The following is a 9,794-nucleotide window of genomic DNA, read 5'->3' on the forward strand; positions in this document are numbered from 1 at the left end:
ACCGAGGGTGCCTCGCCGCCGGCCGGCCACTTCTCGCCCTGCGGCGACCCTCCGCACCGCCGAACGCGACGGCCGGACCAGCGCCCGGTTCAGCCGGCGGCACCGGCACGCGCAGCCACAGCCCCGCCGGGCGCCGTGGCCAGGGCGGCCGCGGCCGCCACCGCCGCCGACACCCAGAGCAGCACGGACAGACCGGCGCCGTCGAGGATCACTCCGCCGAGGAAGGAACCCAGCGCGATACTGCCGGTGAAGGCGCCGACGAAGAGACCGTTGACGGCTTCACGCCGTTCGGGCACGGCCTGGACCGCCCAGATCTGGCTGCAGACCGAGACACCCCCGTAGGAGAACCCCCACAGCACCAGAACCAGCGCGGCGCCGATCGGGGCCGTGCCCAGCAGCGGCAACGCCGGCAGGGCAGCGGTGATGCCGCTGGCCAGGACGAACATGGTCGACCGGACGCGGCGCGTGGCCGCGGCACCGGCGACGAAGTTCGCGGCGATCCCGCAGAGTCCGTAGAGAAGGAGCAGCAGTGAGATACCGGCACCGTGCACGCCGGACAACTCCTCCAGCGCCGGCCCCACGTAGGTGTAGGCGGCGAAATGGGCGGTGACCAGGAGAGTCACCGCGAGCAGCCCACGGCGCACCGCCGGAATCGCCAGCAGTGAACCGGAATTCTCGCTCGAGCCGGTGTCCTGCTTCGGTGGTAGTGCGGGCAGGAGCGCGGCGAGCCCCGCGGCGAGCGCGAGAGCCGCCAGCGCGAGTGAGCCGAAGGCGCTGCGCCACCCGGCTACATCACCGAGGAAGGTACCGAGCGGGACCCCCAGAACCGACGCCACCGCGACGCCGCTGACGACCGTTGTCACCGCCAGTCCCGCGCGAGGAGCGTCGACCAGCCGGGTGGCGAGTGCCGCCGCGAGCGCCCATACCGTCGCCATCGCGAATCCGACGACCACGCGGCCGAGCGCGAGCACGGCGAATCCCTGGGCGGTCGCGGTGATCAGGTTTCCGGCGGCGAGCACGAGCGCGGCCGCCACCAGGACGTGGCGCCGATCCGCGCCGCCGATCAGCCGGGAGACGAACGGTGCGGCCAGTGCGGCCACGACTCCGGTGACGGCCAGGCTGAACCCGGCGGTGCCCGGCGTGACGCCCAGCCCTTCGGACATCGGTGTCAGCACGCCCACCGGAAGCATCTCGGAGGTGACAACGAGAAATGTGGACAGGGCGAGCACAACGATCGAGGACCAGCGGCCGCCGGATCGGGCTGCGGGTGCTCGCGATTCACGCACAGTGGACATGAATACAGTCAAGGATGCCCGCCGGGGCGGAACAACAGTGATCAGCTCATTGTTCGATCAGCTGGACTCATCGATCGCCGGGACGGAGGGAGCGGGATGCCGGACCTTCCCGTCCGCGAGCTGGAATGCCTGCTGGTACTGGCCGAGGAACTGCACTTCGGCCGGACCGCACAGCGGCTGCGGATATCGCAGAGCCGGGTCAGCCAACTCGTCGCCGCGCTGGAACGCAAGATCGGGACACAGCTCGTGGAACGCACCAGCCGCCGGGTGGCGCTCACCGCCGGTGGCGCGGAGTTCGTGGATTCGGTGCGCCCCACGTATACCCGGCTGGTCGAGCTGGTCGACACCGCCCGGCAGGCGGCCGGACGGGCCACGCCCGTCCGGATCGGTTTCCAGGGCCTCGCCTACGAGACGATCACCTGGACGCTGGCCCGGTTCACCGAGGAGAACCCGGGTGTGGCGCTATCGCTGCGGGAGCTGCCGCTCGGTGACCCGTTCGGTGCGCTGCTGGCCGGCGATATCGACGCCGCCGTCGCGTTGCTCCCGGTCCGGGAGCCGGGGCTCGCGGTGGGGTACGCCTTCCCACCCGCGCCGCGGATGCTGGCCGTGAGCCACGGTCATCCGCTGGCACTGGCGGAGCGGGTCGATGCCGAAGCACTGGCGGATGTGGATCTCGTCTCGGTGGACGGGCCGGCGCCCCGGTATTGGCGGGATGTGCATTTCCCGCGCTTCACACCGCTCGGGAAGCAGATCGCCGGTACGGTCCGCGCGGCGACCCTGCAGGAGGGGATGACTCTGGCCGCGACCGGTCGGTACGCGATGTTGACCTGCCGGCCGGTAGCCGAGCGCAACCAGCGCGCCGATCTGCGCTACGTGCGCGTCACCGGATTCGACGAGGAGTCCAGAATGGCGCTGATCTGGCGCTCCGCACAGCGTCCCGCGCAGTTGACGAAGCTGGCGGCCCTCCTGGGCGCACTCCCCGATATCGCTGGATCGACAGGACAGCGCATGTGAAACGTGCCGCGGCCGACGCACTCGCTGGTGCATCCACCCGAGCTCGGATGTGACGCCCTAGCCTGCGAGGAAGTCCTCGATATCGGCGGCGATCCGGTGCGGTTGTTCACCGTTGATCGCGTGGGACGCGCCGGGATAGACCTTCACCGTGCCGTGGCGCAGATTCTCCTGGGCGGTCCGGGCGGCCGCGGCGCTGTCGTGCATCGGCGAGTCGCCGGCGAGGATCGCCAGGACCGGTATCTCCAAAGCGCGCAGCCGTGCCGGCTCGATCAGGCTCGGTTGCGGTTGTCTCATCGTGTACGTCGACATCCCGGCCTCGATCATCCGGCCGACCGGCTCGTCTTCGACCGGTGCGCCGCCGGCGCTCCAGCTGTTGAAACCGTCCCGCCACGACTTCGGGAACCAGCTCACACTCGCCGGAATCGACCGCACCATCAACTCCGCGGAGAGCCCGGCGAAGGTCTGTACCGGCTCGACCAGGATCAGGCCGGCGACCTTCTCGGGCTCGTGGACGGCGAGGTTGGCCGCGGTCCAGCCGCCGATCGAGAGGCCGAGCAGGTGGAACGCCGGTTCGGGCAGCGCGACCAGGACTTCGTGCAGCCAGTGCGCCTGGTCCGCGTGGGTTTCGATGGGGCGGTCCTGCACACTCATTCCGGGTTCACCCAGCAGGTCCAGCGCGTACACCGCACGCTGCGCGAGCAGACCCGGCATATTGGCGGCGAATACCGGTGCGCCCGATCGTGTCCCGGGGAGCAGCAGAAATGGTTCCCGTTCACCGGCTTCCCCGGGGCCCGCGTAGCGGTACACCCGCACGATGCCGTAGCCGGTCCGCACGTCCAGAACACGCTCCGGTTCGGGCATCTCGCGCATCGCCTCGTGGTAGGCCTCCAGGTAGCGGTCCTTGTCGCCGGCCGAGTCGAAATGGCCCACCGGCGACGTGTCCCGCAGGATGAGCCAGGCCAGGATCGCCACGGCGACGAGGGCGGCGACGATCCGGAGAACTCCGCGGGGCCGCAACCGTGGCCGGCCGACCCGCAGAGTTCCCTTGCCGCCGCCCGCTCCGGCGGTGGGTTCCGCACCTCGGCCGGGCTCGTCCCGGACACGTCCATCGGACATATCGGTGGTCATCGCTGCTGCACGACGTATAGACATCGATCCAGGAATTCCTTCGTTTTCTGATGCAGGACACGGTCTTCCGGCGGCCAGCGGTGATCGGACCGTTCCATCGCGCGATACAGCTCACCGGTTGCGGCGGGTTGATCCCGCAGCGCGTGGCGGCGACCACCCCGGCCGGTACACGGGCATCGGGGTGTTCCCGCAAGACCTGCGTCACTGCGGCCAGTACAATCCGCTGACACCGCAACCGCAGCTCCGCGATCTCGAGCAGCCGGACCTGTTCACTGTAGGTCTCGACCATCGGCAGCCCGGCCTGCCGATCGAGCGCCGCGCCCACCTCGTCGAGCCGCAGCCCGGCACTGGTCAGCAACTGGATCCGGCGGAGCCGATCCAGCTGCTCGGGGCCGTAGCGCCGGCGTCCGCTCTCGTCCCGCTCCGCGACCAGCAGCCCGATTCGGTCGTAATACTGCAGCGTGCGCACCGTGGTCTCGCACCGCCGCGCGGCGTCACCCACGGCGCTCCATTCCATTCCGTCACAGCCGGGCATGACAGCGAGCCTGGCATATGACGCTACGTCACCTGCAAGGGTCGTCGGCGAGTCGGCTTCATCCGGGAATCTCCCACTGGACCGAGTCGAGGCCGACGACAGGGTTCGGCAGTACGCCCACGACGGCGCCAGGGAATGGAATCGGCGACGACGCCGGGTTCGGCCGCTCGACCTGCCCTCCGGTACCGCGCCGGCCGCTCGGGGCGCGAAGCGGCCCCTCGATACCCGGTGAGGTCGCGATGATCAGGGAACGAACACTTCCGCCGTCGCCGGAACACTCGGACGGTCGGTGCGCACGGTCAGCGCGACCCGCCCCGGCCCCGAGTCCACGTGCAGGTAGAACGGCCGGGAACTCGTATGTCCGGCGGGGACGAACTGGCTCACCGAGCCGGTGCGGCCGGTGTCGAGGTTGCGCCAGTCGACGATCGCCGTGACGTCACAGGCCAGTGCGGTCGGCGCCCAGTCGCCCAGCGGCGAGAATCCCTGTGTGATCCGCAGTTCTATCGAATGGGCAGTCCCCGGAAAGACGTGGTATCGATCCAGGGGGCCGTCGTAGGCGACTCCCGCGGTACTCAGCATGCCGACACAGATACCGTTGCCCAGCGTCCACGCCGGGGCCGTCCGGACCTCGTTCACAGCGCAGGTCCGGGGTCCGACATTCGACACCCCGAGCTGGCAGGGATCTGCGGCGGCGGCGACGCCCGGCGCCGTCACGGCCATTGCCGCACCGACGAGACCGGTAGCGGCGGTGGTGGCCAATTTCCGTGCGATCGTCATGCACTGATGATCGTGCACCACCTCATCTTCATTACCCCGTTCGAGGATGTGCGCGCCGACCGCCGGCCGCCGAGGCCGCTATCCGCGGGCGGCGTTCGCCGCCGTGACGAACTCGATCTGGGCCGGTGACGGTCCGCAGAACTCGCTCTCCATCCGGTCGGCCTCGCCGGCTTGCATCCGGTACAGGCTGTCCCGCAAGCCCGGGTCACCCCCCGTGGAAACCTTCCAAGAGGTCCATCCACTGCGCCGCCATCTGCTGCGCCTCGGGTGAAGCCGGGTCCATACCGGCGGCGATCGCCGCGTCGACCTTCGGGACCTCACCTCAGGTGCAAGCCGGAAAACGCCCATCGGCTCCGGCCCCGGGCACAGCGCGCCACGCCCGCCGACCGTTCCGGGCGGCCGTGGAGGCAGGAATCGAACCTGCTGTTCGCACTGGTTACGCCGTAGTATTACGGTATCGAACCGCGCATCGGACCGGCCACTCGGAAGGCAGGCGCACCAATGACGCACCACAATGATCCCCTGGCCGCCGGCATGCATACCGCACACGCTTGGTTGCGGGCCGTCGCCGACGCTCTGGGTACCGAAGATCTCACATTCGCATTGCGTGCGCTGCGCGCATGGATGCACACCGTCCGGGACCGGATAGGTGTGCCCAATTCCGCCCATCTCACGGCCCAGCTGCCCGATTTCCTACGTGGCATCTGGTACGAGGGGTGGGTACCGAGCCGGGTACCGGGAAACCACGGTGTCGCGGAGTTCGTCGACGAGTTTGCGGAGCGCGCCGGTATCCCGGCGGGCGAGGTCGCGTTCACCGCCGGCTGCGTCACCTCCGCGCTGGGCCGGATGATGTCGCCCGGCCAACTGGATCACGTGTTCGCGGTATTCCCGGACCGCCTCGGCACCGTGCTGCGCGGTGAGGGGGCGATGGCCGGAGCCTGATGCGCCGCCGCCCGAGCCCGCCGAGCCGAAGGGACGGATATGCGCACCACATCGAATGAGGCCTGGCCGGCCCTGCGGGTGGACGACTGGACCGACACCCGCGACACACTGCACATGTGGATGCAGATCGTCGGCAAACTCCGCCTGGCCCGCGCCCCGATGGTCAATCACTGGTGGCAGGTGGCCTTCTATCTCTCCGCCCGCGGCCTGACCACCTCGGCGATCCCCTACGACCGCGGGACCTTCGATATCGAATTCGACTTCATCGACCACCAGCTGCTCATCCGATCCTGCACCGGCGCGCGCCACCGGATCAATCTGGAGCCCCAAACGGTGGCCGCGTTCTACAACGAAGTGATGACCGCCCTGCACGCGCTGGGTATCGACATCACGATCCTGGCGCGCCCGGTCGAAGTGGAAAACGCGATTCCGTTCGCCGAGGACACCACGCACGCGGCCTACGACCGGGGCCACGCCAATATGTTCTGGCGTCAGCTGATGGCCGCCGACCGCGTCCTGAACCGGTTCCGTGGGGAGTTCACCGGCAAGGCCAGCCCCGTGCACTTCTTCTGGGGTGCGATGGACCTCGCCTACACCCGCTTCTCCGGGCGCACCGCGCCACCACATCCGGGTGGCGCCCCCAACTGCGCCGACTGGGTCATGGTCGAGGGTTACTCACACGAGCTGGCCAGTAGCGGATTCTGGCCGGGCGGCTCGGCCGAGGGCAGTTTCTACGCCTATGCCTATCCCGAGCCCGAGGGGTACGCGGACACACCGATCCGGCCGCGGGCCGGCTACTACGACGCCGCGGTCCACGAGTTCCTGCTCCCCTACGAGGCCGTACGCACCGCCGACGATCCCGAAGCGACCGTGTCGGAGTTCCTTCGATCGACCTACGAGGCCGCCGCCGACGCCGCCGACTGGGACCGCGCGCACCTGGACGCGATCGCGCCTCGGATCCGGTGACACCACCATCCGCCTCGGCGTGACGAGTGGCGGGTCGTATCGATCCGGCCCGGCACAGCGGCCGGTTGCTTCGGCACCGAAAGCAGCGAACCCCACCGAGCCGGAGCACCGATGAGTTTCGAGTGCGGAGGAGGTCTACCGGTTATGCGGAGACTGATCTACGGGTTCAGCGTGTCCGTCGACGGCTACATCAACGACGCCACCGGCAACATCGACTGGACCGACCCGGACGAGGAGCTGCACCAGTTCCACAACGACCGCTTCCGCGATATCGAGGTATCGCTGCACGGCCGCCGGATGTACGAGCTGATGGCCGAGTACTGGCCGCACGTATCCGAGGACGCGTCGCGCATCGAGCGCGAGTTCGCCACGCTCTGGACGGAGAAACCGAAGGTCGTCTTTTCCCGCACCCTCACCGAGGTCCACTGGAACAGCACGCTGGTCCGGGAGAACGCGGTCGAGGAGGTGCGCCGGCTCAAGGCCGGAGGCGACGGCGTCATGGAGGTCGGGGGTGCGAGCCTCGCGGCCGCACTGATACCCCACGGGCTCATCGACGAGTACCAGCTGTTCCTGTCGCCCGTGGTGCTCGGCGGCGGTACACCGCTCTTCCCGTTGCTGAACACTCGTATCCCGCTCCGCCTGGCCGAGACGAGGCATTTCGCCGATGCGGTGATGCTGCGCTATCTCGCCGACTGAAAGCCGTACGGCGGCAACGCGGCCGGACACCGGCCGATCGAGTTCGCGCACCCGGCGTGGCGCGTTTCCCCCGAGCGACCTAGCCTGGCAGGGTTTACAGATCAGTAAACCTGCGAGGAGGTTGCGGAAGATGACATCCGAGACCATGCGCGCGGTACGGATCACGCGCCACGGCGGACCGGAGGTGCTGGAGCCGGTGGATGTGGCGGTGCCTACTCCGGAGGCAGGTGAGGTGCTGGTCCGGGTGGGCGCCGTCGCGCTGAACAACACCGGTCTATGGACCCGCGAGGGCGCGTACGGCCGCCCGGGGGACCCGCGGGCACGGTCGGGCTGGCGAGGCCCGATCGACTTCCCGCGTATCCAGGGCGCCGATATCGCCGGCCGGATCGCGGCGGTCGGGCCGGGAGTGGACGAACGCCTCGTCGGTCGCCGCGTGGTCGTGGACCCGGCGATCTACGACGGCGAAGGACCGGACGCGAACCGGTGGGATTGATGGGCAGCGAACGCGACGGCGGTTAAGCCGAATACGTGACGGCACCCGCCGGCCAGGCGCACGACGTGACGGAATCCGCGCTCACCGACGATCAGCTCGCGAGTGTGCCGACCGCGTACGGCACCGCGCTGGGCATGATCGAACGGGGCCGGATGCGGGCGGGAGAGACCGTCCTGGTATCCGGCGCCTCGGGCGGTGTCGGCCTCGCACTGGTGCAGATCGCCCGCGCGCGAGGCGCCCGAGTCGTCGCCATCAGCAGCGGATCCAAGAGCGATTCGGTGCGCGCGGCGGGTGCGGACGCGGTCGTCGACCGTGCGGGAGATATCGCCGCGCAGACCCGCGCCGCCGCGCCGGCGGGCATCGACGTGGTACTCTGCTGGTTCTCGGTACAGTCGACCGTCTGGCTGCAAGATGGCCCATGCCGGGCCGGAATCGGGGATATCCGGGTTGGGGCCGGACGCTCCTACCCTGTAGCCCCTGGCCGAGGGGTCGAAAAGCTCGACGTTCATCTGCTGTTCCCAGTTCATTTCTCTTTTCCTTTTCCTTCGGGTTCGCCGGCGTTCGGTGGAGCGTCGGCGGCTTGGGCGAGGTAGCGGTAGAGGGTTGCCCGCGATACCCCGAATGCTTCGGCGACCTGGTCGATCGGCCGCTCTTCACGCAGCGCGGCCTGTGCCATGGCCATCTGGGCGGGACTGAGCTTGCGTGGCCGGCCGGGCTGCTTGCCCTGGGCGGCAGCGACTTCACGCGCGTGGGCGGCCCGTTCCCGCATGAAGACGCGTTCCATGTGGGCGAACAGCGCCAGCATCGCGACCGCGATCTCGGCCAGTCCCGAGGTGTCGGTGGTGTCGATCGGCAGAGGATCGCGCAGCGTCTTCACTCCGATACCGCGCTCGCGCAGCTCCTGCACGAGGTTGAGGCACTCGCGCAGATTGCGGCCCAGCCGGTCGAGGTTGGTGGCCACGATCGTGTCGCCTTCGCGCGCGTACTTCAGCATCTTCTTGAACTCGGGCCGGTCGACGGTGGCGCCGGTCTTCTTGTCGGCGTAGATCCGCTCGTCGGGGATCCCGTGCTCGGCGAGTGCGGCGAGTTGGCGTTCGAGGTCCTGGTGGGTGGTGGAGACGCGGGCGTAGCCGAGGTTCATTCACATGCCTTTCTGCCCGGCAGTCAGGGCCGTTGCGGTGACCACATCGAGGAGGTGGTCCGGAGCGCGGTAGAGCCCGAGTCGTCCCGGCCCGGGATCGGGATATCGAACGGCCGGGCGTCGCCGAGGACCCAGTGGAAGGTGCCCGGGTCCCGGAATCCCCACGGAGCGCAGCAGCCGGCGGCCGGGTGCACGTCGAGCACCTCGACGGTTCCGAGATATCCGCCGGGATTCGCGGCCGCGGTGGCGAACTCGGTGATTCCCAGGCTGCGCGACAGTTCGACGGCCGCCGGTACCCAGGTGCGCCCGGCATGGACCACCAGGCGACCGCGGTAGGCGGTGGACCAACTGCGGTTCTCGATCGTCTTGTGCTCGGCGACGATCAGGTTCGCCCACGGTCGACGCACGCTCAGGACCCGCAGATCCGGGCGCGCCGGCGCGGCGGTCACTGGTGCAGGCGCAGCGTGCGATTCAGCACCCGCGCGGTCTCGTGCAGACCCGCCGCCCGCAATGCGACGACGAGCTCGGTATCGGTCAGCTCGTTGTGGAACAGCGCGCCCTCGATGAGGGCCAGCCTCCGGCCTCGATGGTTGTTTCCATGTGGGCCTCCCCAGTTCGATCGGCAGTCTCATAATTCTATCTCGTTACGCGGTTTTGCGACGCAATTTCGAGATAAAAATATGAGACTCACTGACATGGGGATACGTTCCGGTGACTGGGCCCCGATGGCGGATCCACCGATCATGCGAGTTGCGGTTGGTTGAACTCGGTCGGTGTCCATCGCTGCCGGAACGCTTCGGGAGTGAG

At 68.9% G+C, this 9,794-nt stretch carries 12 protein-coding genes and 1 pseudogene; 6 read left to right on the plus strand and 7 right to left on the minus strand.

The genetic code is table 11. The features are described 5' to 3' along the window. Positions 1 to 89: 89 nt before the first annotated feature. Positions 90 to 1,295: an MFS transporter gene (locus tag ABZV91_RS12405; protein WP_355239527.1), complete on the minus strand. Its 1,206-nt coding sequence runs from the start codon at positions 1,293 to 1,295 to the stop codon at positions 90 to 92. A gap of 96 nt (positions 1,296 to 1,391) precedes the next feature. Here ABZV91_RS12405 and ABZV91_RS12410 point away from each other — a divergent pair, with 96 nt between their 5' ends. After that, positions 1,392 to 2,309: a LysR family transcriptional regulator gene (locus tag ABZV91_RS12410; protein WP_355239530.1), complete on the plus strand. Its 918-nt coding sequence runs from the start codon at positions 1,392 to 1,394 to the stop codon at positions 2,307 to 2,309. A 57-nt stretch (positions 2,310 to 2,366) separates the two neighbouring features. Here ABZV91_RS12410 and ABZV91_RS12415 read toward each other — a convergent pair whose 3' ends face one another. The 4 genes and pseudogenes from ABZV91_RS12415 to ABZV91_RS12430 form a co-directional block, all read right to left on the minus strand. After that, on the minus strand, positions 2,367 to 3,461 hold the full coding sequence (locus tag ABZV91_RS12415; RefSeq protein ID WP_355239533.1) for an alpha/beta hydrolase: 1,095 nt from the start codon (positions 3,459 to 3,461) through the stop codon (positions 2,367 to 2,369). A gap of 343 nt (positions 3,462 to 3,804) precedes the next feature. Next, positions 3,805 to 3,972: pseudogene (locus ABZV91_RS12420) on the minus strand (MerR family DNA-binding transcriptional regulator); the annotation flags it as partial. 243 nt (positions 3,973 to 4,215) lie between these two features. Continuing rightward, positions 4,216 to 4,749: a hypothetical protein gene (locus ABZV91_RS12425; protein ID WP_355239536.1), complete on the minus strand. Its 534-nt coding sequence runs from the start codon at positions 4,747 to 4,749 to the stop codon at positions 4,216 to 4,218. Positions 4,750 to 4,954: 205 nt separating this feature from the next. Beyond that, on the minus strand, positions 4,955 to 5,032 hold the full coding sequence (locus ABZV91_RS12430; RefSeq protein WP_355239559.1) for a hypothetical protein: 78 nt from the start codon (positions 5,030 to 5,032) through the stop codon (positions 4,955 to 4,957). Positions 5,033 to 5,250: 218 nt separating this feature from the next. Here ABZV91_RS12430 and ABZV91_RS12435 point away from each other — a divergent pair, with 218 nt between their 5' ends. The 5 genes from ABZV91_RS12435 (at position 5,251) to ABZV91_RS12455 (ending at position 8,439) form a co-directional block, all read left to right on the plus strand. Continuing rightward, positions 5,251 to 5,691: a DUF2267 domain-containing protein gene (locus tag ABZV91_RS12435; protein ID WP_355239539.1), complete on the plus strand. Its 441-nt coding sequence runs from the start codon at positions 5,251 to 5,253 to the stop codon at positions 5,689 to 5,691. Between the two features lie 39 nt (positions 5,692 to 5,730). Further along, entirely contained in the window at positions 5,731 to 6,657 is a 927-nt protein-coding gene (locus ABZV91_RS12440) for a DUF5996 family protein (protein WP_355239542.1), read from the plus strand. Positions 6,658 to 6,801: 144 nt separating this feature from the next. Then, positions 6,802 to 7,353, plus strand: a complete 552-nt coding sequence (locus tag ABZV91_RS12445) for a dihydrofolate reductase family protein (protein WP_355239545.1) — start codon at positions 6,802 to 6,804, stop codon at positions 7,351 to 7,353. Positions 7,354 to 7,483: 130 nt separating this feature from the next. After that, positions 7,484 to 7,846, plus strand: coding sequence for an alcohol dehydrogenase catalytic domain-containing protein (locus ABZV91_RS12450; RefSeq protein ID WP_355239547.1), 363 nt, complete (start codon positions 7,484 to 7,486; stop codon positions 7,844 to 7,846). A 152-nt stretch (positions 7,847 to 7,998) separates the two neighbouring features. Then, a complete protein-coding gene (locus ABZV91_RS12455) occupies positions 7,999 to 8,439 on the plus strand; it encodes a zinc-binding dehydrogenase (RefSeq protein ID WP_355239561.1) in 441 nt (146 codons plus the stop codon). Here the strand turns inward: ABZV91_RS12455 and ABZV91_RS12460 are convergent. Next, positions 8,370 to 8,987 (minus strand): recombinase family protein, encoded by a 618-nt coding sequence (locus tag ABZV91_RS12460; protein ID WP_355239550.1) that lies wholly within the window; start codon positions 8,985 to 8,987, stop codon positions 8,370 to 8,372. The two genes, ABZV91_RS12455 and ABZV91_RS12460, sit on opposite strands and share 70 nt — an antisense overlap. A gap of 23 nt (positions 8,988 to 9,010) precedes the next feature. Next, positions 9,011 to 9,436: an ASCH domain-containing protein gene (locus ABZV91_RS12465; RefSeq protein WP_355239553.1), complete on the minus strand. Its 426-nt coding sequence runs from the start codon at positions 9,434 to 9,436 to the stop codon at positions 9,011 to 9,013. Positions 9,437 to 9,794: the final 358 nt, after the last annotated feature.

It is taken from the genome of Nocardia sp. NPDC004568 (assembly GCF_040609955.1).
Lineage (GTDB): Bacteria > Actinomycetota > Actinomycetes > Mycobacteriales > Mycobacteriaceae > Nocardia.

Bases quoted from the DNA above. Each gene is read 5' to 3' on its own strand.
- ABZV91_RS12405 (WP_355239527.1), bottom strand. From the start codon at position 1,295: ATGTCCACTGTGCGTGAATCGCGAGCACCCGCAGCCCGATCCGGCGGC.
- ABZV91_RS12410 (WP_355239530.1), top strand. From the start codon at position 1,392: ATGCCGGACCTTCCCGTCCGCGAGCTGGAATGCCTGCTGGTACTGGCC.
- ABZV91_RS12415 (WP_355239533.1), bottom strand. From the start codon at position 3,461: ATGTCTATACGTCGTGCAGCAGCGATGACCACCGATATGTCCGATGGA.
- ABZV91_RS12425 (WP_355239536.1), bottom strand. From the start codon at position 4,749: ATGACGATCGCACGGAAATTGGCCACCACCGCCGCTACCGGTCTCGTC.
- ABZV91_RS12430 (WP_355239559.1), bottom strand. From the start codon at position 5,032: ATGGACCCGGCTTCACCCGAGGCGCAGCAGATGGCGGCGCAGTGGATG.
- ABZV91_RS12435 (WP_355239539.1), top strand. From the start codon at position 5,251: ATGACGCACCACAATGATCCCCTGGCCGCCGGCATGCATACCGCACAC.
- ABZV91_RS12440 (WP_355239542.1), top strand. From the start codon at position 5,731: ATGCGCACCACATCGAATGAGGCCTGGCCGGCCCTGCGGGTGGACGAC.
- ABZV91_RS12445 (WP_355239545.1), top strand. From the start codon at position 6,802: ATGCGGAGACTGATCTACGGGTTCAGCGTGTCCGTCGACGGCTACATC.
- ABZV91_RS12450 (WP_355239547.1), top strand. From the start codon at position 7,484: ATGACATCCGAGACCATGCGCGCGGTACGGATCACGCGCCACGGCGGA.
- ABZV91_RS12455 (WP_355239561.1), top strand. From the start codon at position 7,999: ATGCGGGCGGGAGAGACCGTCCTGGTATCCGGCGCCTCGGGCGGTGTC.
- ABZV91_RS12460 (WP_355239550.1), bottom strand. From the start codon at position 8,987: ATGAACCTCGGCTACGCCCGCGTCTCCACCACCCACCAGGACCTCGAA.